Origin of the sequence: Polaribacter porphyrae (assembly GCF_002954685.1) — a bacterium.
Taxonomy (GTDB): domain Bacteria; phylum Bacteroidota; class Bacteroidia; order Flavobacteriales; family Flavobacteriaceae; genus Polaribacter; species Polaribacter porphyrae.
In genome coordinates this window covers 3,114,532-3,137,354 of record NZ_MSCN01000001.1, presented here as the reverse complement: position 1 = coordinate 3,137,354, position 22,823 = coordinate 3,114,532, and the positions used below count along the sequence as shown (strand labels likewise).

Annotated in this window: 25 protein-coding genes; 16 read left to right on the top strand and 9 right to left on the bottom strand. The window is 27.9% G+C overall.

Features of this window, described 5'->3' with window-relative positions; translation table 11 throughout:
* The first annotated feature begins 7 nt into the window (after positions 1 to 7).
* On the top strand, positions 8 to 511 hold the full coding sequence (locus BTO18_RS14160) for a hypothetical protein (protein WP_146106944.1): 504 nt from the start codon (positions 8 to 10) through the stop codon (positions 509 to 511).
* A gap of 381 nt (positions 512 to 892) precedes the next feature.
* On the opposite strand, the gene rsmI is transcribed toward BTO18_RS14160, so the two are convergent.
* Positions 893 to 1,564 (bottom strand): 16S rRNA (cytidine(1402)-2'-O)-methyltransferase, encoded by a 672-nt coding sequence (gene rsmI / locus BTO18_RS14155; protein WP_105016850.1) that lies wholly within the window; start codon positions 1,562 to 1,564, stop codon positions 893 to 895.
* A 51-nt stretch (positions 1,565 to 1,615) separates the two neighbouring features.
* Between rsmI and BTO18_RS14150 the strand changes: the two genes are divergently transcribed.
* The 3 genes from BTO18_RS14150 to BTO18_RS14140 are packed head-to-tail and all read left to right on the top strand — an operon-like array spanning position 1,616 to position 3,625.
* The gene (locus BTO18_RS14150; protein ID WP_105016849.1) at positions 1,616 to 2,446 is read left to right on the top strand and encodes a helix-turn-helix domain-containing protein; all 831 of its coding nucleotides are present in this window, start codon (positions 1,616 to 1,618) and stop codon (positions 2,444 to 2,446) included.
* A 57-nt stretch (positions 2,447 to 2,503) separates the two neighbouring features.
* Positions 2,504 to 3,079, top strand: a complete 576-nt coding sequence (locus BTO18_RS14145; RefSeq protein ID WP_105016848.1) for an SRPBCC domain-containing protein — start codon at positions 2,504 to 2,506, stop codon at positions 3,077 to 3,079.
* Between the two features lie 3 nt (positions 3,080 to 3,082).
* Positions 3,083 to 3,625, top strand: coding sequence for a DUF4287 domain-containing protein (locus BTO18_RS14140; RefSeq protein ID WP_105016847.1), 543 nt, complete (start codon positions 3,083 to 3,085; stop codon positions 3,623 to 3,625).
* Here the strand turns inward: BTO18_RS14140 and BTO18_RS14135 are convergent.
* Both BTO18_RS14135 and BTO18_RS14130 read right to left on the bottom strand, forming a co-directional pair.
* The gene (locus BTO18_RS14135; RefSeq protein ID WP_105016846.1) at positions 3,622 to 4,092 is read right to left on the bottom strand and encodes a GNAT family N-acetyltransferase; all 471 of its coding nucleotides are present in this window, start codon (positions 4,090 to 4,092) and stop codon (positions 3,622 to 3,624) included. The genes BTO18_RS14140 and BTO18_RS14135 overlap by 4 nt on opposite strands.
* 5 nt (positions 4,093 to 4,097) lie before the next feature.
* Positions 4,098 to 4,457, bottom strand: coding sequence for a cupin domain-containing protein (locus tag BTO18_RS14130; RefSeq protein ID WP_105016845.1), 360 nt, complete (start codon positions 4,455 to 4,457; stop codon positions 4,098 to 4,100).
* A gap of 159 nt (positions 4,458 to 4,616) precedes the next feature.
* On the opposite strand from BTO18_RS14130, the gene aspS reads away from it, so the two are divergent.
* The 7 genes from aspS to BTO18_RS14095 all read left to right on the top strand — a co-directional run bounded on the left by aspS (position 4,617) and on the right by BTO18_RS14095 (position 13,718).
* Positions 4,617 to 6,428 (top strand): aspartate--tRNA ligase, encoded by a 1,812-nt coding sequence (gene aspS, locus BTO18_RS14125; RefSeq protein ID WP_105016844.1) that lies wholly within the window; start codon positions 4,617 to 4,619, stop codon positions 6,426 to 6,428.
* Between the two features lie 178 nt (positions 6,429 to 6,606).
* Positions 6,607 to 9,636: an HsdM family class I SAM-dependent methyltransferase gene (locus BTO18_RS14120; protein ID WP_105016843.1), complete on the top strand. Its 3,030-nt coding sequence runs from the start codon at positions 6,607 to 6,609 to the stop codon at positions 9,634 to 9,636.
* Positions 9,629 to 10,276 (top strand): hypothetical protein, encoded by a 648-nt coding sequence (locus BTO18_RS14115; RefSeq protein WP_105016842.1) that lies wholly within the window; start codon positions 9,629 to 9,631, stop codon positions 10,274 to 10,276. Before BTO18_RS14120 ends, BTO18_RS14115 begins: the two co-directional genes overlap by 8 nt.
* A 5-nt stretch (positions 10,277 to 10,281) precedes the next feature.
* On the top strand, positions 10,282 to 10,476 hold the full coding sequence (locus BTO18_RS14110) for a hypothetical protein (RefSeq protein WP_105016841.1): 195 nt from the start codon (positions 10,282 to 10,284) through the stop codon (positions 10,474 to 10,476).
* A gap of 40 nt (positions 10,477 to 10,516) precedes the next feature.
* Entirely contained in the window at positions 10,517 to 11,227 is a 711-nt protein-coding gene (locus BTO18_RS14105; RefSeq protein WP_105016840.1) for a DUF6503 family protein, read from the top strand.
* A gap of 82 nt (positions 11,228 to 11,309) precedes the next feature.
* Positions 11,310 to 13,088, top strand: coding sequence for a chloride channel protein (locus BTO18_RS14100; protein ID WP_105016839.1), 1,779 nt, complete (start codon positions 11,310 to 11,312; stop codon positions 13,086 to 13,088).
* A 6-nt stretch (positions 13,089 to 13,094) separates the two neighbouring features.
* Positions 13,095 to 13,718 carry a hypothetical protein gene (locus BTO18_RS14095; protein WP_146106943.1) on the top strand — a complete coding sequence of 208 codons (624 nt, stop codon included), beginning with the start codon at positions 13,095 to 13,097 and terminating at the stop codon, positions 13,716 to 13,718.
* A gap of 2 nt (positions 13,719 to 13,720) precedes the next feature.
* Here the strand turns inward: BTO18_RS14095 and BTO18_RS14090 are convergent, their stop codons facing one another.
* Together BTO18_RS14090 and glpQ are read right to left on the bottom strand one after the other, a co-directional pair.
* Complete coding sequence (locus tag BTO18_RS14090; protein ID WP_146106942.1) at positions 13,721 to 14,254, bottom strand: hypothetical protein; 534 nt, start codon at positions 14,252 to 14,254, stop codon at positions 13,721 to 13,723.
* A complete protein-coding gene (gene glpQ / locus BTO18_RS14085) occupies positions 14,244 to 15,227 on the bottom strand; it encodes a glycerophosphodiester phosphodiesterase (RefSeq protein WP_105016836.1) in 984 nt (327 codons plus the stop codon). Before glpQ ends, BTO18_RS14090 begins: the two co-directional genes overlap by 11 nt.
* Before the next feature lie 46 nt (positions 15,228 to 15,273).
* On the opposite strand from glpQ, the gene BTO18_RS14080 reads away from it, so the two are divergent.
* Positions 15,274 to 15,513 carry a hypothetical protein gene (locus tag BTO18_RS14080; RefSeq protein WP_105016835.1) on the top strand — a complete coding sequence of 80 codons (240 nt, stop codon included), beginning with the start codon at positions 15,274 to 15,276 and terminating at the stop codon, positions 15,511 to 15,513.
* Here the strand turns inward: BTO18_RS14080 and BTO18_RS14075 are convergent.
* Together BTO18_RS14075 and BTO18_RS14070 are read right to left on the bottom strand one after the other, a co-directional pair.
* Positions 15,510 to 15,797, bottom strand: a complete 288-nt coding sequence (locus BTO18_RS14075; RefSeq protein ID WP_105016834.1) for a hypothetical protein — start codon at positions 15,795 to 15,797, stop codon at positions 15,510 to 15,512. The genes BTO18_RS14080 and BTO18_RS14075 overlap by 4 nt on opposite strands.
* Positions 15,798 to 15,800: 3 nt before the next feature.
* Positions 15,801 to 16,772 carry an endonuclease/exonuclease/phosphatase family protein gene (locus tag BTO18_RS14070; RefSeq protein ID WP_105016833.1) on the bottom strand — a complete coding sequence of 324 codons (972 nt, stop codon included), beginning with the start codon at positions 16,770 to 16,772 and terminating at the stop codon, positions 15,801 to 15,803.
* 290 nt (positions 16,773 to 17,062) lie between these two features.
* On the opposite strand from BTO18_RS14070, the gene BTO18_RS14065 reads away from it, so the two are divergent.
* The 4 genes from BTO18_RS14065 to BTO18_RS14050 all read left to right on the top strand — a co-directional run bounded on the left by BTO18_RS14065 (position 17,063) and on the right by BTO18_RS14050 (position 20,671).
* Positions 17,063 to 17,752, top strand: a complete 690-nt coding sequence (locus BTO18_RS14065) for a DUF2490 domain-containing protein (RefSeq protein ID WP_105016832.1) — start codon at positions 17,063 to 17,065, stop codon at positions 17,750 to 17,752.
* 23 nt (positions 17,753 to 17,775) lie between these two features.
* Positions 17,776 to 18,534 carry a carbonic anhydrase family protein gene (locus tag BTO18_RS14060; protein ID WP_105016831.1) on the top strand — a complete coding sequence of 253 codons (759 nt, stop codon included), beginning with the start codon at positions 17,776 to 17,778 and terminating at the stop codon, positions 18,532 to 18,534.
* 89 nt (positions 18,535 to 18,623) lie between these two features.
* On the top strand, positions 18,624 to 19,832 hold the full coding sequence (gene hflX / locus BTO18_RS14055; protein ID WP_105016830.1) for a GTPase HflX: 1,209 nt from the start codon (positions 18,624 to 18,626) through the stop codon (positions 19,830 to 19,832).
* Between the two features lie 44 nt (positions 19,833 to 19,876).
* Complete coding sequence (locus tag BTO18_RS14050; protein WP_170063279.1) at positions 19,877 to 20,671, top strand: cation efflux transmembrane domain-containing protein; 795 nt, start codon at positions 19,877 to 19,879, stop codon at positions 20,669 to 20,671.
* A 12-nt stretch (positions 20,672 to 20,683) separates the two neighbouring features.
* Here the strand turns inward: BTO18_RS14050 and BTO18_RS14045 are convergent, their stop codons facing one another.
* Both BTO18_RS14045 and BTO18_RS14040 read right to left on the bottom strand, forming a co-directional pair.
* Positions 20,684 to 21,796 carry a CNNM domain-containing protein gene (locus BTO18_RS14045; RefSeq protein ID WP_105016828.1) on the bottom strand — a complete coding sequence of 371 codons (1,113 nt, stop codon included), beginning with the start codon at positions 21,794 to 21,796 and terminating at the stop codon, positions 20,684 to 20,686.
* A gap of 86 nt (positions 21,797 to 21,882) precedes the next feature.
* Positions 21,883 to 22,821 (bottom strand): DUF3078 domain-containing protein, encoded by a 939-nt coding sequence (locus BTO18_RS14040; protein ID WP_105016827.1) that lies wholly within the window; start codon positions 22,819 to 22,821, stop codon positions 21,883 to 21,885.
* Positions 22,822 to 22,823: the final 2 nt, after the last annotated feature.

Sequence of the window (22,823 nt, the reverse complement as noted above, 5' to 3'; positions counted from 1 at the left end):
CATAAAAATGAGAAAACTAGTATTCGTAATAATAATGGCTTTGTTTACAATTTCAATAACACAAGCTCAAAAAAAAGAAACTAAAATAGAAGATAAAGAAAATCTTTTGGTAAAGTTACAAGAAGGAGCAAATCCGATTATTTATGTAAATGGAAAATTGTTTGATTTTCCAATGGAATTAATAGATCAAAGTAAAATTGCATCTATTATGGTTATGAAAAAGCAAGAAGCTTTAAAAAAATATAATGCTCCAAATGGAGTTGTATTTATAAAAACGAAAGAGATGAAACAGAGTGAAAATATGTATCAAAAAGTCTCTAAAGAAACTAAAGTTTTCTCTGGTAAGAAATCACCTATGGTTCTTATCGATGGTAAAGTTTCTGATGAAAAAACCTTTAAAGAGCTTAAAACCTATGAGATTGAAAGTGTTAAGATTGTTAAAGGAAAGAAAGCTATAAAAGAGTATAATGCACCAAATGGAGTCATCATTATTAAAACTAAAAAAATGTAGATTTAGAAACACATTTGGATAAGACATTTAAATTTATCTTTATTTTAAACCAGCTAAATAAAATTTATTTTGAATTTTATTTACCTTTTTTTTTAAAACTGCTCTATTTTAAATTTAAAAATTTGTTCACTTTAAAATTGAAATTATACTAAATCTATTCTCATGTCCTAAAAAGTAAAATTTAGGGGAATAGTTTAGCAAAATAAAAATCATGAATTATGGAATTTATAGATAATCGTTTTAAAGAAATAGCAGTTTCAATTATAGTTCTAATATGTGTATTAAGTCTTATTTTTCAAGATCGAAAACAAAAGAAAAAACTAAATATTTAAAAGAAATTATTTTAATCTGTTTAGGATTTCTAATATTAAGTATTTAGTATCATTTTTTCCCCTCAACAACAATAACAATCTCTCCTTTTGCAGGTTTATTAGTATAATATTCTAAAACTTCAGTAGCAGTTCCTCTTTTTGTTTCTTCGAACATTTTTGTTAATTCTCTAGAAACAGAAACCTTTCTATCTGCACCAAAATATTCTACAAAATTGCCCAATGTTTTTAGTAATTTATGAGGAGATTCATAAAAAATAATGGTTCTTTTTTCTTCAGTCAACAATTTTAATCGAGTTTGACGCCCTTTTTTTACGGGCAAAAATCCTTCAAAAACAAACTTGTCATTAGGTAAACCAGAATTTACCAAAGCTGGTACAAATGCAGTTGCTCCAGGTAAACATTCTACATCAATATCATTTTCAACGCAAGCTCTTGTCAATAAAAAACCTGGGTCAGAAATGGCTGGTGTACCAGCATCAGAAATTACAGCACACGTTTCTCCGCTTTTTATTCTGTTTAAAATCCTTTCAATCGATTTATGCTCATTGTGCATATGATGACTATGCATTTGTGTAGAAATCTCAAAGTGCTTTAATAATTTTCCACTTGTTCTTGTGTCTTCTGCTAGAATAAAATCAACTTCTTTTAAAACTTTAATCGCTCTAAAAGTCATATCTTCTAAATTACCAATTGGGGTAGGAACTAAATAAAGTTTACTCATACCACAAATGTAATTATTAATTTAAATTTAGCTACATTAGTCTTTAGCATTATGATTTTTGAAACACATACATTAAAAAACACCTTGAGCACTTTTATAGAAAGTGTCTTTTATTTTAAAGGATTTCAACCAGAACATTCTATTGAAAGAGTAGTTCCTACAGGAAATTTATTCATCATTTTTGAGTTAGATGGATTTACAAGAAATACTTTTGATAATGAAACTTTAAAACCAAATGGTGTTTATAATAAAGTGTGGATTTCTGGAATTCACAAAAACTATTTGTCTATTTCTGCGCATCAAAATTCAGAAATGTTTGTCATTCAGTTTAAACCTTTTGGAGCTTATCCTTTTTTAAATATTCCAATAAATAACTTGAATGATAAAGTAGTTGCTGCTGAAACAATTTTTGGAGACTCAATTTTACAATTAAGAGAAATCATTAAAAATAAAAAAACTACAAAGGAAAAATTTGAAATTGCAGAAAGCTTTCTAAACAAGACTTTTAAAATAAAAAAACAACCACAAAAAGAGTTAATTGAAATAATAAATACATTAAAAGTAAAACCTTTTTTAGAACATAATTCTATCGTTAAAAGCTATTCAAAAACTCAAAAACACTTAATACATCAGTTTAAAAAATTCTGTGGATTAACTCCTAAAACACTACATAGAATTTTCAGGTTTAATGAAGTTTTATTAAAAATAAGAAATAAAGAAAAAATAGAGTGGTCTCAAATTGCCTATGAATTTGGGTATTCAGATCAATCTCATTTTATCAAAGAATTTAAAGAATTTTCTGGTTTTAATCCTCAAGAATTTATCTCCTCAAATTTTCATAAAGGAGAACCTAATTTTTTCCCTCTAGATAAAAAAGGTTAATTTTTTACTATTGATATTTATAAGAAGTTTGTTTTTTTGTCATATAACTCCAAAAATATGAGAAATCTATTGGTATTCTTTTCACTTTTTTGCTTACCAATAATTTTAATGGGGCAAAAACTGGAAGATAGAATACTTTCGGAAATAGATACTACCATTGCAAACAACATCGTTTTAAAACAAAGTTTTACAGTAAATGTTCCCATAGATTCTGTATGGAATGCTTACACAACTAAAAAAGGTTGGGAAAGTTGGGCTACATCAATTGCAGAGGTAGATTTTAAAATAAATGGAAGAATTAGAACCAATTATAACAAAAAAGGGGAAATTGGAGATAAAAACACAATTACTCTTTATGTTGTAAATTACATTCCTAAAAAGCAAATTACATTACAGGCAAAACTCACAAAAAACTTTCCGGAGTTTATGAAAAAAGACGAAAAAGATTTATTCAATATTATTCATTTTAAAGAAATTAACACCTCAAAAACAGAGGTTATTTCTTATGGTATTGGCTACAAGAATTCCAAAAAATACAACTCCCTTTTAAAATTCTTTATTCAAGGAAATGTAACATCTTGTGGTAATCTTATCAACTATTTAGAAACCGGAAAAACTTCAGTAAAATATTAAGTTATGGACAAAGCTTTACAAACTATGATTGGCAATATGCCAGAAAAAACAGGAAAATCATTAGAAGAATGGAAAAAAATTTTAAAAGAAAAAGCTTTTGCTAAACACGGAGAAGCAGTAAAATTTTTAAAACAAGAATACAATGTAACTCATGGATTTGCAAACACAATTGTTTCACTTTCTAAAGAAAATAATAACACAAATGAAGATTTAGTTGCAAATCAATACAAAGGAAAAGAGCAATTATTGCCTATGTACAATAAACTTATTGAAGTTGTTTCAAGTTTTGGGAATGATGTTAAAATAGTACCTAAAAAAACAAGTGTAAGTGTTGTAAGAAAGAAACAATTTACATTGATAAAACCAGCCACAAAAACAAGAATAGATTTAGGTTTAAAACTAAAAGACAAACCAACTACGGATAGACTTGGTAATTCTGGTTCTTTTGGAACTATGTGTACACATAGAGTCCAATTAACAGAGGTTACACAAATTGATGAAGAATTAATTACTTGGTTAAAAGAAGCGTATCAAAAAGCCAATTAATATGAAATAACTTTTTTCATTTCAAAATTTGAAATTTCTACTCCTTTTCTAGTAATAGTATTCTCTTTTATCAATTGAAACCCCTTGGAAGCAAAAAAAGGAAAGGCAGTTTTGCTAGAATGTGTAGTGAGTTTTATGAACCCTAATTTTTGAGATTCCTTTTTTAAAGATTCATAAAGTATGGAAGCTATTCCTTTTCTTAAAAAATTATGATGAACGTACAAAAAATCAATATAATCTTGCTCTAAAGAACCAAAACCAACAATTAAATTCTTTGTTTTTACAATAATGAAGTATTGATTTTTGATTTTATGAATCCATCTTTCTCTATTTTCAACAGATGATATCCAAGCAGAAATTTGAGATTTATTATAATCTTCACAACACGTTTTTTCGATGGTGTTTTTAAATAAAGATAATATCTCATCTAAATTTTTAATTGAAGCTTTTTCAACTAAATAATCCATAAAAGTTATATGCTCTCATAGTTTTCTACAGTAATATCTGCAACCACATCTCCAGTATGTTTTGTAGAAAGTGGTTCAAACAGTAAAATATGAACTTCTTCTTTAGCAACAGGTTTGTGTTCTACACCTTTTGGTACAATATAAAATTCGCCCTCATTTATCGTGATTACTTCATCTCGTAAATGCATTTCTAGAACACCCTTTTTCACCATAAAAAGTTCATCTTCATTGTCATGTTTATGAAAAACAAATTCTCCTTTTATTTTTGCTAATAAAATTTGTTGACCATTTAATTCGCCTATTTTCTTTGGTGACCATTGGTCTTCAAATAAATTGAATTTCTCTTGAATATTAATTACGCTCATAGCTTCAAATTTACAAAGAATTTATAGGAATAAATCAACTTACAAAACTATTCGTAATTCCTTTAATTTGATTAATTTTGCAGCTAAATCCTGAAATAAATTCAGGATGACAATTTTATTGGTTTTCGCTTTGCGAAAGCAAATTTTTAAAGACAAAAAATGTACAGAAGTCATTCTTGTGGTGAGTTGAGAGCATCACACATTAATACAGAAGTAACGTTAGCAGGTTGGGTTCAAAAAAGTCGTGATAAAGGCTTCATGATTTGGGTTGATTTAAGAGATAGATATGGAATTACACAGTTAATTTTTGATGAAGAACGCACACCTAAAGCAATGATGGAAAAAGCAAAATCTTTGGGTAGAGAATTTGTGATTCAAGTTACTGGAACTGTAATTGAGCGTGAGTCTAAAAATGATAAAATGGCTACAGGTGCTATTGAAGTTTTAGTTTCTGAATTAGAAATTTTAAATAAAGCAAAACTACCACCATTCACCATTGAAGGTAATACAGATGGAGGTGAAGATATTCGAATGAAATACAGGTATTTAGATATAAGAAGAAACCCTGTTAAAGACAGTTTGATTTTTCGTCACAAAGTAACTATGGAAGTTCGTAAATACTTGTCTAATCAAGAATTTATCGAAATTGAAACTCCTTATTTAATAAAATCTACCCCAGAAGGAGCACGTGATTTTGTAGTGCCAAGTAGAATGAATGAAGGTCAGTTTTATGCCTTACCTCAATCTCCTCAAACCTTTAAACAACTCTTAATGGTTGGTGGAATGGATAAATATTTTCAGATTGTAAAATGTTTTAGAGATGAAGATTTACGTGCTGATAGACAACCAGAATTTACACAAATAGACTGTGAAATGGCGTTTGTGGAGCAAGAAGATATCTTAAATATTTTTGAAGGATTAACACGTCATTTATTAAAAGAAATCAATGGAATTGAGATAGAAAAATTCCCAAGAATGTTGTTTGATGATGCTATGCGTTTGTATGGAAATGACAAACCAGACATCCGTTTTGGAATGAAATTTGGAGAGTTAAATGAAGTAACACAACACAAAGATTTTGGGGTATTCAATAACGCAGAATTAGTTGTTGGTATTGCAGTTCCTGGTGGAAATAAGTACACCAGAAAAGAGATTGATAACCTAATTAAATGGGTAAAAAGACCACAAGTTGGTGCTTTAGGTATGATTTACTGTAGAGTTAATGAAGATGGTACTTTTAAAAGTTCTGTAGATAAATTTTACAATCAAGAAGATTTAGCAAAATGGGTTGAAGTTACAGGTGCAAAACCTGGAGATTTAGTGTGTGTTTTATCTGGAGAAACCAACAAAGTAAGAGCACAAATGTCTGCTTTACGAATGGAAATGGCAGAACGTTTAGAGTTAAGAGACCCTAAAGTATTTGCTCCACTTTGGGTAATAGATTTCCCTTTATTAGAATTAGATGAAGAAACTGGGCATTATCATGCAATGCACCATCCATTTACATCACCAAAGGAAGATACTCCAGAAGGATTTATAGAGTTAGCAAGACAACTTACTGGAGCTAAAGACAAGGAGTTGCGAAAAAAATATCGTGATAATCTTAATAAGCTTAAGGCAAATGCTTATGATTTGGTTTTAAACGGAAATGAAATAGGTGGAGGTTCTATTCGTATTCATGATAAGAAAATGCAAGCGAATATGTTTAAATTATTAGGTTTTTCTGAAGAAGAAGCCAGAGCGCAATTTGGTTTCTTAATGGACGCTTTTGAATATGGTGCACCACCTCATGGAGGTTTGGCTTTTGGTTTAGACAGATTGGTTGCCATTTTAGGAGGTCAAGAAACGATTCGTGATTTTATTGCCTTCCCAAAAAACAATTCTGGTAGAGATGTTATGATAGATGCACCTGCTTTTATAGATGATGAACAATTGAAGGAATTGAGTTTGAAGTTGAATATCCAGAAATAAAACAGTTAAAAATATATTTTCAGACCTGTCAGGTTTTAAAAACCTGACAGGTCATTTTTTGTTTATATTTTTATTAATAAGTCTAAAATTAGATCGTTATTTTAGCTACTTTTTTTGTAATTTTAAAAAAGTTTTATAACAGCACTTAAAGCCTTTAATCACAGATACTTAATACGAGATGATAAATTCTATTATTGATAATTTAGATATTATTGACTTTGCAAAAAAAAGCAAGGATTTTGATATTGATATTTTTGATAATAAAAAATACGGAATAGTAGAAGTTTATGGTAATGAAAATCAACCTGCTTTATTTTTAAAAGAAGTAGATTCATTTGATGGAAATACTTTAAAACTTATTGCTGATATACATAAAGATTGCTGGAATTTTCAAAAAGTATTATTTCTGTATGTTTATACCAAAACAGAAATAAGAATTTACAACTGTTCAAAAAAGCCTTTTGGATATAATCAAGATGACGTAAATTTTAATTTTAAAAAAGAACTCCAAAATCTAGAACTTTTTTCTTGTAATAAAACAGATAAATCAAAATTAGAAACCTTAAACACCCTATTTTCAAGAATTGCTATTGATACAGGTTTTATATGGTCAGCTATTGAGGCTGAAGAAATTAGAAAGGAGCTAAATCTGCAGCATAGAGTTGATAAATTTCTGGTTAAAAGTCTAATTAACGTTGCAGAAAAACTAGAAAAAGAAGGTTTAAAGGATAAAGATATTATTCATAAACTGATAATGCGTTCTTTATTCTTATTGTATCTAGAAGACAAAGGAGCAACTGATAAAGAGTTCTATAATTATTTTTCTGACAAAGCAACAACGTATTTTGATATTCTTAAAGACCCAAAAGCAACTTATAATCTATTTGAAAGATTAGCAGATGATTTTAATGGAAGTTTGTTTACCATTACAGAAACTGAAAAAGATTTGGTAAAATCAAATCATTTAGAATTAATCGAAAAATGTTTCAAGAACGGTTATGTAGATGATAATCAAATATTCCTTTTTGAAGATTGGCGTTTGTTTGATTTTAAAATTATTAGAATAGAATTATTAAGTGAAATTTATGAGAATTTTTTATCTAAATTAGATAAAAAAGGAAAGAAAGACACAGGTACTTTTTATACACCACCTTCTTTAGTTGAGTTGATTTTAAATGAAAAATTACCTATTCAAAATAACGAAACCGATTATAATATTAAAACACTTGACCCAAGTTGTGGTTCAGGGATATTTTTAGTGCAAACGTTTAAAAGGTTGGTAAAACGTTATGAAAAACATCATAATATTAAGAATCTTACTGATTTTAATATTTTAGTTGATATTCTTAAAAAGAATATTTTCGGTATTGAAATAGATGATAAATCAATAAAAGTTGCAGCTTTTAGTTTGTATTTATCTTTATTAGACAATCTTGACCCAAAAACAGATTGGTGGAATAAAAAAATACAATTTCCTTATTTGATTAATGATCCTAAAAATAAAGATAAAAAAACGCAAGGATATAATCTTTTTATAAGAGACACCATCTCTGATTTTGAAATTGAAGAATTACAAAATTTTCAACTAATAGTGGGAAATCCTCCTTTTGGAAAGCTTATTTCTCCAGAAAAAGATATAGAAAATAAACAAAAAAATATAAGAGAATACTGCAACAAAGAAAAGTTTGCAAAAGAAATGGTCTTACCATTTTTACATAAAGCAACTTTTTTAGCTCCAAAAGGAGAAATTGCTTTAATTTTTAATACCAAAGTTTTAACAAATACGGGTGGAACTTATCAAAATTTTAGAAGTTGGCTTTTTTCTAAAAATTATATTGAAAAGATTTATAATTTATCAATTTTAAGAAAAATCCCCAAAGAATTTGGAGGTCAATTATTTGGTTCTGCTACAACACCAGTATCTATTATTTTTTATCAAAACGAAAAACCTATAAAACCAAAAGATTCAATTATTTATTATGCTCCTAAAACCTACATCAAGAATTCTGTTTTAGAAGGAATAGTCATTGATGCTACAGACGAAAAATATTTACCAAGAATAGAATGTGAAAAGAAAGATTCTAAAATTTGGAAAATTGCAATGTGGGGTAGTTATTCTGATTTTGAATTAATGGAAAAAATTAATTCAAAGTACAGTTCTTTGGAAGAATATTTTAAATCAAATAAAAATGAATGGATTAAAGCAACTGGTTTAAATGCAGATTCTAAAAACTTAAACTTTACTCCTAAAAAAATTATTCTAACTCAAAAAATATCAAGGTTTTTTTCTAAAAAAGCGATTTTTAAAAACTCAAAAAAATTTAGAAGTATTGATGAAAAGTATTTTAAACCTCCATTTATAATAATTAAACAGGCGCAAGAAAATAAAGAAATCTGTGCTTCCTATTTTCAAGAAAAAGCTTTTTGCTTGAGTTCTGCATATGTTATTAATGGTAATTCAGACATAAATTTAAAAAAATCATTAACAGCTTTAATTAACTCTAAAATAACGAAATACTATTTATTTTTAATTGCATCTTCTTGGGGAATAGAAAGAGAGAGAGCTTCATTTAAAGAATTACTTTCTGTACCATATTTAATAGACAACCTTGTTTCGAATAAGATTTCATTAAAAGTTAACAAAATCATTTCTATAAAAAATTCAAATGAAGTAAATCAAGATATTACTCATTTAGAAAAAGAAATTGACCAAATTATTTATAATGATATTTTAAAATTATCTAAAGACGAACAAATAGTAATTAATGATACAATAAATTACAGTTTAGATTTGTTTGAAAATCAAAAAAAATCTGACGCAGTAAAACCTGTATTAGAAGTAAACCATTTTACAAATCGAATAACTAATTATTTAAACAATTGGTTAGATGATGTCAATCTAAAAGTATCTGCAACTCATTATAAAATTGATAGAAATTGCCCTTTGTATTTAGTAAAAATATCGTTTGGTAATAAGCAAAAGAGAACAATTACCTCTACTGACGATGTTTCTAAAATTCTTAAAAGTTTAGACAAAAAACTATGGGAGGAAGAAGCTCAAAATTTATATTTTAGAAAAAATTTAAATTATTATGATGTTGATGATGTATACATCATAAAGCCTAATCAAAGACGTTTTTGGAGCGAGACTGCTGCTATGATAGAAAGTAAGACGCTACTAATTGAAATTATGAAAGGAAATGAGTAAAAGCCTTCATTTAATCAATAAAATAAATTTAAGTTTTGAAATTAAATGTTTTGAAGTTTTAATAAAATCATATCACACGTGTTTATCAAATAAAATATATTCTATAGACTGGGAAGAAAAGACTTTTTCTTCGCATTTAGTGAGTATTATGAAAAAATGTAAACTTGCCAAAGAATATGAGTTTACAATTACAAAAGAAGAAGAACTTGAAGATTATGAAATTGATAATGGCTTAAAGCCTCCTAATAAAGCAAACCCAATAGATATTCGATTTCATAATATTTGGCTTAATCAAAGGTTAGATTACAATGTTGAAGCAAAAAATATATCAGCTTCTCAATGGAAAAAAACGTCTGGAAGTATTGTAAACGCTTCTTCACAAAAAAAAGAATATATAACAAAAGGGATTGACAGATTTTTAACAGGTCATTTTAAAAATAAGAAAGGCTGTATGTTAGCTTATATCGTAAATGGTTCAGTTGAAGAAGTAATTTCTAGACTTAATGGTAAAATAGAATTTCAAAAGAATAAATCTGAAATTATTTTTTATGATAATTTATCTGTAAGTAAACTAAAAATATTTCAATCCAATCATACAAATAGAAACCTAAAACATCTATTTTTTGACTTTGTAAATTAAAATTTATGAATAAAACTGAAATTAAAATATTGGAAGCTATTCAAAAAAATAGGCTAAATATTAAAAAATTAGGAGAAAGAAATTGGTATAGTTATTTTATTAGGATAACAGAATTAGTTTGGAGTAGAAATTTGTATGATGGATATCTAATTGAAGTTTATGATAAACAAAAATATCATTTAGCAACAATTAAAATATAATTTCAAATCTTGTGAAAACAAGATTTTTTAAATTCTAAAAATGAAAAAATTAGCCACACTTTTACTACTTCTCACATCAATAATTTCATTTTCACAAGAAATTACAGGAAATCAATTATTAGAAAAAGCAATCCAATTTCATGACCCAAATGGAAATTGGGAAACGTTTCTAGGAGAACTTTTTGTAACTATGGAAACTCCTAAAAGAATTCCAAGAAAAAGTAAAATCAATATCAACTTACCTCAAGAATACTTTTCAGTAACTGCTAAAAAAGATACAATTATTACAAATTATACAGTTTCTGGAAATGAATTTTCAATTAGTTTTAATGGTAATGAAAATCCTTCTGAAGACATTAAAAAGAAATATAGTTTAAATAAAGAAAGAGCAAATTTGTATAAAAATTATTATACGTATTTGTATGGATTGCCAATGAAATTAAAAGATGAAGGCACAATCATCCATCCAAAAGTAGAAAGAAAAAAGTTTAAAGGAAAAGAGTACTTGGTCTTAAAAGCGACTTATAAAAAAGAAGTGGGTAAAGATACTTGGTACTTTTATTTTAACACTAAAACCTATGCAATGGAAGTCTATCAGTTTTTTAAAGATGAATCTAAAAATGATGGTGAATACATTTTACTGTCAGAATTAGAAACTATAAATGGAATTAAAATGCCAAAAATTAGAGCTTGGTATTATAACAAAGACAACAAGTATTTAGGAACCGATATTTTATCGAAAACAAACTAAACGTCATTGCTAATGAAATGAAGCAATCTCTTAAAAATAAAGAAAGATTACTTCGTATACTTGTAATGACAGTGAATAAAGAATGCCAACCAAAAACAAATACTTAAAACAAATTTTACTTTGGAGATATAAATATATTTCTGAACGTCAGTTTATTTATGTGTTAAGTATTTTAGTGGGTTTGTTAGCTGGTTTAGGTACTGCTGTTTTAAAAAACTTAACCTTCTTTTTTGAAGAAGTATTAGAAGGTAAATTTATTAAAGATTTCCACTATTCTTTATATTTTATCTTTCCTATTATTGGCTTAATTTTAGTTTTTTATATCAAAAAAAGAATCATAAAAAAAGAAATTGGCCATGGTATTTCTACAACACTTCATGCTGTTTCTAAACGCAATGGAATTATAGAAAAATACAAAATGTATGCTTCTTTAATTACAGCACCAATTACAGTTGGTTTTGGTGGTTCAGCAGGTTTGCAAGGACCAGCTGTAAGCACAGGAGCTGCTTTAGGTTCTTATGTTTCTCAGTTGTTTCATATGAATACCAAAACTAGAATGTTATTAATTGGTTGTGCTACTGCAGGTGCAATGTCATCAATGTTTAAAGCCCCAGTTTCAGCCATTATTTTTGCTGTAGAAATATTTAGTTTAGATTTGGCTTTTGCTTCTTTAGTTCCACTTTTGTTAGCATCGGTTTCTGCAGTAATTACTTCCTATTTTTTCTTTGAAAAAGATGCGTTATTTGGTTTTAAATTAGTTGATGCTTTTCAAACTAAAGACATTTTTTATTATGTTATTCTAGGTTTTGGTACTGGAGTTGCATCCATTTATTTTTCTAAAATTTACTTTAAAATCAACAATTTTTTCAAAAAAATTAAAAAACCGATTCATAAATTAATTATTGGTGGAATTGCAATTGGAATTATGCTCTATCTAATTCCTCCTTTGTATGGTGAGGGTTATGGATTTATAAACAACCTGCTAAATGGAAATACTGCAGAAGCATTATCAGATATTCCCTACAAAGTTGATTTAAACAATATATGGATTGTTATTGGGTTTTTATTTTTAATTGCCTTATTTAAAGCGGTTGCAATGACTACTACTTTTGCTGCTGGTGGAGTTGGTGGTATTTTTATACCGACTTTATTTATGGGATCTGCCTTGGGAAATTTATTTGCAAAAATTATCAATGCACTTGGTGGAAATGTGTCTGAAAGTAACTTTACATTAATTGGTATGACTGGCTTAATGGCTGGTGTTTTACATGCGCCTTTAACTGCCATTTTCTTAATTGCAGAAATTACAGGTGGTTATGAATTGTTTGTGCCTTTAATGTTAGTAGCAGCCATAAGTTTCGCATTTACAAAGTACTTTATATCCAACTCCATTTACACCATAGAATTGGCTAAAAAAGGAGAACTCATCACTCATAATAAAGACAAAAATGTGTTAATGATGATGAAAATAAATAGTTTGATTGAAACTAATTTTAAACCTATTTATCCAGAAATGTTGTTAGGTGAAATGCTAAAAAAAGCAGTAGCAAAGTCAACAAGGAATTTATTTCCTGTAATTAATAAAGAAACACAGCAGTTTTTAGGAATTGTTTTGCTTGATGATATTAGATCTATAATGTTTGATACACAAATGTACAATTCAGTTGCTGTTGAAACATTGATGAAATCTGCACCAGAAATAATTTTTTACAATGATTCTGTAGCACAGGTTATGCAAAAATTTAAAGATAGTGATGCATGGAATCTACCAGTGATTAAAGATGAAAAATATATAGGTTTTATATCAAAATCAAAATTATTAACAGCTTATAGAAAAAAATTAATAGAAGTAACGAACTAAAAAACTATGGAAAAAAACAACCGATTTTCTAAAAACATGAGTTTTAAATCTGATGCTGAATTAGAAGCTATTATTGAAAACAAAGATAAATACACAGAAGAAGCTCTACAAGCTGTGGTTTGGGAACTTGAGAAAAGAGAATTACGAAAAGAAGGAGAAATTGTAATTAAACAACCCATTTTTGAAGAAATAGAAAAAGTAGAACTTACACATTCTAATAGAGAAAATGCTTTCGATGAATTTGAAGTACCTACTTTATATTCAAAGAAAACAATTCAAGGTTTTACTATATTTTTCAGTACAATTTTTGGTGCTGTTTTATTGATGTCTAACCTTAAAACGATGAACAAGTCGAAAGAAAGTTTATATGTGCTTTTATTTGGGATTGGGTACACAATTCTCACTTACATTATCATTTTTTCAGTTGGAGCTAATTTTGTAGTTACCCTTATTTTAAATTTAATCGGTTATGCAATCTTAACTGAATACTTATGGAATAACTATTTAGGGAAAGATTTAAGTTATACCAAAAAAGGTATTACTAAACCTCTTGTTATATCACTATTAATATTAGGATTTATTATTTTCCTACAATTTTTACCAATGATTTTAGGAGAACCAATGGAATGATTTTAAAACCAAGCTTCTGTATTTTTTTCTAACTGCTTTTGACTTTTTAACGCTGTTTTAGATTTTAAATCGTTAATTCCGATAAATAATGACGTATAAAGTAAAAATAATATTTGAAGCTCCCCAGAATCAGCAACTAACAATTTAATATTATTAGTTGCTAAAAAAGATTCATCAAACTCGGCTATTTTTGTAGTGTCTTTGTATATAGATTTCTTCTTTTTATAATTTACTTTTATTTGATAAACACTATTTAACAATTCAATTTTAAAAACAGTATTTCTTGTATTTTGTGAAATTAAGATCGATTTTTCTCCACCATTTTTAAAAATTAAATACACCATTTTCCATTTCCAAAACTGAAATTTTTTAGTGACTGAATATAATAATTTATCATTATCTTCTTTAATTTCGGCACAAGTTTTACCAAACTCCATATACCAGAAAGAAGTTAATAAAGGAGTTTTTTTACCCTCTTTTAAAAGAATTAACTCATTATTGTTTTGTGAAATTTCATAACTTATTTTACTCATCATTTTTCTGATTTAAAAACGCTATCATTTTGTCAGGAAAATCAGTAAAAGCTCCATCTATATTTGCATTTATCAATAATTCTTTCATCATTTCATCAAAAGAATTAAACTCATCTAAAGCATCTGCTCTAAATGTGTACGGGTGTACTTTTAACCCTAATAAATGAGCATCTTTAACTAACGATGTAAACGTAAATTTACCATTTATTTTTTTATCTAAAATTTGCTTGTACCAAGGTCCTACTCCATCTGCATATGTAGCAAAATGTTTAAGTTGATTTACTTCATCAGAAAACTCAATCAACTGTACTAAAAATAACTCTGATTTTAATTCAAAGCGAATTCTTTCTAATTCTTTGGCATCAAAGCATTGTAAAATACAATTGTCTTTTTTTGTTTTATAGCCATAATCTGTTAAAACTTTTAACACAATTTCAGTCAAATTTTTACCTTCTTTTTTATGAAATTCTGGTGCTTTAATTTCTGGATAAATTCCAATATTTTTTTGGGTTGATGCATTTAAACCTTGAATTAATTCTATTTCTTCTTGCAAAGAATGGAGTTTAAAATTCCCTTTCCCTTTTGGAAAACGATGTTTATAAACTTGTTGACCCGTTTTTGGATTGAAACGTTCTGTAACTTGAAGTGTTTTTAGTTCATCAAACGTAAAATCAATTACATAAAACCGACCATCTTTTCTTTTTTTATTTGGGAATTTTATAGCAACATCTGTTACATCATCCAAATAAATATCATGTATAACAATAGGTACATCATCTTTACTCAATACTAAATCTTGTTCAATAAAATCAACATTCATTGCATGAGCCATAGCCTTTGCTTCAAGGGTGTGTTCAGGCAAATATCCAGAAGCTCCTCTATGAGCAATTACTATTTTGGTATTCATTTTTGATGATTTTTTAGTTTGATGACATGAAAAAGTTAAGAAACTAATTAATAATAATACATATTTCATTTATTGAAATTAAAAAATAAAGATAGAACTTTTGTAGTTTTGTAATATGAAAATAACATTAAAAATTATGTTCATCATCTTTTTAGTTTGGATGATTATTGGTAGTTATCTTATAAACACAGAACATGAAAAAGCTGAAGTTGTAATGGGTTTAGGTGTTTTGTTTCTGTCTTTTATTTTTATGCCTTTATTTATTTATTATAGATATAAAGATGGCAAATACAAAAAGTATATTATTAATGACGAAAAATTAAAACAGGCGTTTAAAAATGTTGGTAAAGATTAAATTGGGTTTTTAATTTGACTAATTTCTCTCAATAAACTTGATAACCTATCAAAATCAACATAGGTAGTAGGTCTATTTTTATCCTTAACTAATTTTTTTAACTCTCTAATGTCATCAATTAATGAATGAGTATCAAAATTAGTTTGATTAAAATCATCCCAATTATCCGTTGAAATTAGCTTATAAATATCAGTTTTTACTTTTATTGAATAATTTTCAGAACCCTCTAGTTTTTCAATAATTTTCTGAAAAATAATTTGAAGTTCTTGAATAGTAATTTCCATATCCTACTTTCTCAAAAAAGCATATACAGGAAAATGATCTGAAAAACCACCTTTATACCAAGGTCCTACATAAGTTCTAAAAGGATTTCCTTTAAACTTACCTTTGTAGATTTTCATCCATTTTTTATTATATACTGCAGCATAATAAAAAGACAATGGATTTTCTTCTTCTTCTAAAAAGTTTTTAGAAAATATAATTTGATCAAATAAATTCCATTTTCCATTATAAGTTAAAGAACCAGCTTTACCATTATCAAATAAACTAACCATAGGGTTATAAAAATCATCTCTAACTAAATATTCTTGAATACTTTTACTTGTTGGGTCATCATTAAAATCGCCCATAATAATTATTCTTGGGTTCATTTCTTTCTCTCTAATTTTTGCTACAATTTCTCTAACCGTTTTTGCAGCAGTAATTCTCTTGTGTTCTGTTTTTTCTGCTCCATCACGTCTAGAAGACCAATGATTAACTAAAATATGAGTAAGTTCTCCATGCAAATAACCACTCACTTTTAAAATATCTCTAGTGTAATCTCTTTCACCATGTTCGTTTTCTAAAAAAACTGGATGTGTAGAACTTTCTATCAACTCAAAAGCTATTTTATTATACAGCATTGCAACATCTATTCCTCTTTCATCTGGTGAGTTATGATGCACATATTGATAATTATGCTTTCGTAAATAACGAGATTTTGCCAAATCATTAACAACCTCTCCACTTTCAACCTCTACCAAACCAACAATTGCTGGTGGGTATTTAGATCTGTTCATCCCTAATTTAGCAATAACAGAACTTAACTTTTTTATCTTGGTTTCATAACGCTTCAAGGTCCATCGCCTTCTACCAAAAGGTGTAAACTCGTCGTCTCTTGTATTGGGATCGTTTATAGGATGAAAAAGATTTTCGACATTATAAAAAGCTATAGTGCTAACACTTTTTTTACGTTTTGGATAAAGTAATGAATTTAACATGGGAGAATATTTTTACGTAAAAATAACAAAAACTAACTTTATCCTTTTATTTTATTAACTTAAAGCTAACGTTTTATTTTTAATTCTAAAATATCTTTGTAACTCTCTAATCTTTTAATGATTAAAAAAGAGAAGAAGTAAAGTGTAAATTTGAATTAATTGAAGTAAGCCTTAACGTAAGTTGAGGCTTTTTTTATGCTTTTACTTTTCCGTTAAAATATAGTTAAAAAGAATGCTAAACATTCTTTTTTAATAGTATTACTTTTATATTTGCAGTAAATATATTTAACATGAAATATTTTTTAGTTTTACCAATTATTTTTTTATTTACTAGCACTTCTTTTTCTCAAATTGATGAAAATCAAACTGGTGCTTGGTACATGTATTTTTACAACCATCAATTTAAAAATTCACAATTTGGTATTCAAGGTGATTTCCAGTACAGAGATTGGCAGTTTTTAGGTGACCAAGAGCAATTATTACTTCGTTCTGGTTTAACATATACTCCAAAAGACTCTGGTATTATGTTCACATTAGGTTTTGCTAATATAACTACAGGTCAATTTGGAGATTCTGACGATACTTTTAATGAAAATAGAATTTATCAAGAAGCACTGATACCAAATAAAATAGGGAATAGAGTTCTAATAACTCATCGTTTTAGATACGAACAACGTTTTGTAGATAACCAAGATTTTAGAACAAGATATAGATACAATCTTTTTGTTAACGTACCTTTTAATAGTAAAAGTTTAAGTCCGAAAACTATATATGGAGCCTTCTACAATGAATTATTTATTAATGGAGAAAGAGGTATTGGTAATGGAAATCCAGTAGCTTTTTTCGATAGAAACAGAACGTATTTAGGTTTAGGTTATGTACTGAACTCAAAAATTAGATTTCAAGCTGGTTGGATGAAACAAACTACCAATACTTGGGCAAAAGGACAATTACAATTTAGCATGCATCACAATTTTTAACAGTAACTTTTAAATATTTATTTATGAAAAATCTTATAAAGTATTTTGGAATTTTAATAGTATCACTATCAGTTATATCCTGTATAACAGATAAGAAATCTGAAAGTGCAAAATCAACAGTAACAGAAACAGTAAAACAAGCTCCTGTAAAAAGTATTTTAACAGCAGAAGAACAGGAAAACATGACTCCTGATGAAATTATAGGAAAACTTAAAAAAGGAAATGAAAATTTTGTGAGCAATAACCTAACACAAAGAGATCATTCTTCACAAAGAAGAGAGGCTATGATTGGCCAGTATCCAAAAGCAATTGTACTTTCTTGTGTAGATAGTAGAGTACCAGTAGAAGATGTTTTCGATTTAGGAATTGGAGATATTTTTGTGGCTAGAGTTGCTGGAAATATAGAAAATGCAGACATAGTAGGCTCTATGGAATTTGCTACAGCAGTTGCAGGTTCAAAAGTGGTAATAGTTATGGGACATACAGCTTGTGGAGCTGTAAAGCACGCTGTAGATAATACAAATGCAGCTTCAATGGAGATGAATTCCTTACAAAATTTATTAGATGAAATAAAACCTTCTGTAAAAGCCACTCCAAAATCTGGCGAAATTTCTTCGAAAAACACAGAATTTCTAACAAATGTAATTCATAAAAATGCTAAAATTACTGTGGAGGACATTAGAAAAAGATCACCAAAAATGGCAAGTTTAGAAGACGATGGAAAAATAAAAATTGTAGCTGCAGTGTATAATATGGCTACAGGAAAAGTAGAATTTATATAATATTATTATTTGAATTAGTTTGGTTGATTGATTTAGTTGGCATCAAAAGATTGTTTTTGGTGTCAACTTTCTTTTTACCTTTGTTACTTATGATAGATGCAAAAGAAGCCATTTCAGAAAAAGTTGTGTTGATAGGTATTATTACCCAACAACAAGATGAAACAAAATCTGAAGAATATTTAGACGAACTCGATTTTTTAACCAAAACAGCAGGTGGAGTTCCTGTAAAACGTTTTGTTCAAAAATTAGAAAGACCAAATCCTAAAACTTTTTTAGGAGCAGGTAAGTTAGATGAAGTTAAAGATTATATACACTCTAATAAAGTAGGCACAGCTATTTTTGATGATGAATTATCTCCTGCACAATTACGAAATATAGAGAAAATTCTAGATTGTAAAATTTTAGATAGAACTAATCTAATCCTTGATATTTTTGCACAAAGAGCGCAAACCAGTTCTGCAAAAACGCAAGTAGAACTAGCTCAAAGTGAATATTTATTACCACGTTTAACGCGTCTTTGGACACACCTTGATAAGCAAAAAGGAGGAATTGGAATGCGTGGACCAGGAGAAACTGAAATAGAAACAGACAGACGTATTATTCGCGATAAAATAGCAGTTCTCAAAAAACGATTGAAAACCATTGATAAACAAATGGCAGTTCAAAGAAAGAATCGTGGTAAAATGGTAAGAGTAGCTTTGGTTGGTTACACCAATGTTGGAAAATCTACCTTAATGAACGTAATTAGTAAAAGTGATGTTTTTGCAGAAAATAAATTGTTTGCAACTTTAGATACTACAGTACGTAAAGTGGTAATTAAGAACATACCTTTTTTAATGACAGATACTGTTGGTTTTATTCGAAAATTACCAACACAATTAGTAGAATCTTTTAAATCTACTTTAGATGAAGTTCGTGAAGCAGATTTATTATTGCATGTTGTTGATATTTCTCATCCTAATTTTGAAGACCATATCACATCTGTAAATTCTATTTTAGATGATATTAATTGTGTAGATAAACCTACTGTAATGGTTTTTAATAAGATTGATGCTTACGAATACGAAACTATAGATGATGATGATTTAGTTACTGAAAAAGGGAAAGAACATTATACATTACAAGATTGGAAAAAAACTTGGATGAGTAATAATGACGTTGAATCGATTTTTATATCAGCATTAAATAAGGAAAATTTAGAAGAATTTAAGGACAAAACTTACGAAGAAGTTAAGAAAATACATATTCAACGTTTTCCTTATAATGACTTTTTGTATTATGAATATAAGGAGGAGTAAATTTTAAGAATATTTAGTTTTAATACAGAAAACTATATAACAGAGTGAACAAGACAATTTTTGAAATTACGAAAATGGATTGTCCTTCAGAGGAAAATCTTATCCGATTAAAATTGGATGGAATTTCAAACATTGCAAATTTAGACTTTGATATTCCAAATAGAAAATTGACTATTTTTCATAAAGGAGAAATTGCCCAAATTGAAAATTCGATTGTCGAACTAAATTTAGGAAGTAAGAAAATCTCAACTGAAAAAACCAACCAGACTAATTTTAAAGAAAATAATAATCAGAAAAAAATACTTTGGACAGTTCTTGTAATTAATTTTGCTTTTTTTATTATCGAAATAACAACAGGTTTTATTTCAAAATCTATGGGTCTTGTTGCAGATAGTTTGGATATGCTTGCAGATAGTTTTGTTTATGGAATTAGTTTGTTTGCTGTTGGTGGAACTTTAATTAAGAAAAAACGTATAGCAAAAATTGCTGGGTATTTTCAAATCGTACTTGCAATTATTGGATTTATAGAAGTTTTAAGACGTTTTTTCGGAGACGAAAAACTTCCTGATTTTTCAACAATGATTATCATTTCAATTTTTGCACTTATCGCAAATGGAATTTGTCTTTATATTTTGCAAAAGTCAAAAAGTAAAGAAGAGGCACACATAAAGGCAAGTATGATTTTTACCTCAAATGACGTAATTATCAATTTAGGAGTAATAATTGCAGGAATTTTAGTAAATTATTTAAGTTCTAATAAACCAGATTTAATTATTGGAACAATAGTTTTTATGCTAGTAATTCAAGGAGCATTTCGAATATTAAATTTGAGTAAATAGAAGGTTTAATAACTATTCATTCCCATCCTCAATAATTCCCATTTTTTTTGCACGAGTTTCCCAAGATTTTCTAGCTAATGCTTGTAGGTCTGCAACATTATCAGTCTCATCCATAATTTCTAAACCTAATAAAGTTTCAATTACATCTTCTTGAGATACTAAACCACTTACAGAACCATATTCATCTACAACTAAAGCTATGTGTTCTTTTTCTTTGATTAATTTATCAAACAAATCTGGTATCGATAATTCTCTATTCGTAATTAAAATATCTCTTCTAATAGAAGCCAAAGTTTCTTTACCTTTTCCATTGATAATAGCTTCTAATAAATTATCTTTTAAAAAATAACCCGTAATTTCATCAGGATTTTCTTTAAAAACAGGAATTCTAGAAAAACGTAATTTTTTATGACCATCATAAAAAGATTGAATGGTTTGACTTTCGTCTGCAGTTTCTAAAACCGTTCTTGGTGTCATTACATCATTAACTTTTATCTCTTTAAAACCCAATAAATTTCTAATAACTTTACTTTCATTTTTCTTAAAAACACCTTCTTTTTCAGCCATATCTGCCATCACTAAAAACCCTTCTCTACTTAAAACACTTCCATGACCTTTACCTCCAATTAGTTTCGTCGTTAATTGTAAAATCCATAAAATACCTGTGTATTTTAATGGAAAAATCATCACTTTTAAGGCTTTTGCTGTAAAATTTGCTAATCCTTTCCAGTATGTAGCACCAATTGTTTTAGGTATAATTTCTGAAGCTACTAAAATCAAAATTGTCATAATTGTAGAAACAACTCCAACCATAACATCTTCTGTAAACTCAATACCAAAAACGCTTCTGGTAGTAGATCCATATAACTCTGCATAAGCTACTTTTGCTTGTACACCCACTAAAATTGCACCTACAGTATGTGCAATTGTATTGATAGTTAAAATAGCAATTAAAGGTTTATCTACATCCTTTTTTAGTGTTTCTAATTCTGCTGCATAGCTTTCTCCATCACTCTTTTTTAAATTGATAAAAGTTGGGGTAATACTTAAAAGCACTGCTTCTAAAATAGAGCAAAGAAATGAAAAGAAAATTGAAATAGTTGCGTATATAATTAGTAATGTCATCCAAAGGAATTTAGAATACAAAAGTAACTAAAATATAAAACCTCAAGAAGTTCTTGAGGTTTTATAAATATGATTTTTAAAATTATTTAGAAAGCATAGCTTAAACCAAATAACCAATACGTTTGCAGTTTGTTATCTATACTATCAAATGTTGGAGTTGTTAATGGAACTGGTAAAGCAGAATTTACGAGAATTGCATTATTTAAAGCTTCTTGTCTATTATTACGTAAACCAAACTCAAACCCTAAACCAATTCCTTTCCATAACGTATAGCCAAAAGAGTTGGTCCATGTCCAGTTAGATAAGTTAGAACTTTCATAACTTTGAAATAATGACAAATTAGATTTTACACTTAATTTATTGTATTTTTTAGTATAATCTGCTACAACTTTTGCTCCAAGAGAAGAATCAAAAACAGTATTACCACTACTAAATACAAAGTTATAGTTTCCTGGATGTATTACAACTACTAAGTTGTTTGTAGGTGTCCAAGTTAAACCTGCACCTAAATCTAAATAACCAGGATCATTAAAATTATCTATAAAAGTAGTTCTATATTCTAGTAAACCAGACACAGCCCATTTTTTATTTAATCTTCTACCATATAAAGAGCTAATATTAAATACATCTGTAGCTGTATCAAAGCCTTCATCTCCAGTTACATTTTTATCATCTAGCTTAACCCAACCAAGATTAATGTTCATAGAGTTTCTCCAGAAAAATTTATCTTCTATTAAATTAGCAAAAGCATTTACTGTAATTCCAATGTTTCCTGCATTTGCATCTGGAGCATTTCTTGCATACCAGTTATTAAAACCTGATAGACTCATACCTACTGTACCAAAAGCACCTTTTCTCCAACCAGGAAGTGCGTCTATTTTACCTTGTATAGCATTTGCTTTAGCCTGTAATTTAGAAATTGAATCTTTTTTAGAAGCCAATTCTTTTTTTAATTCTTCTGCAGTCTGTCCATTTACAGAAAAGTTAATCCCTACCAATAAAAGTAAGATTGTTAATTTTTTCATTT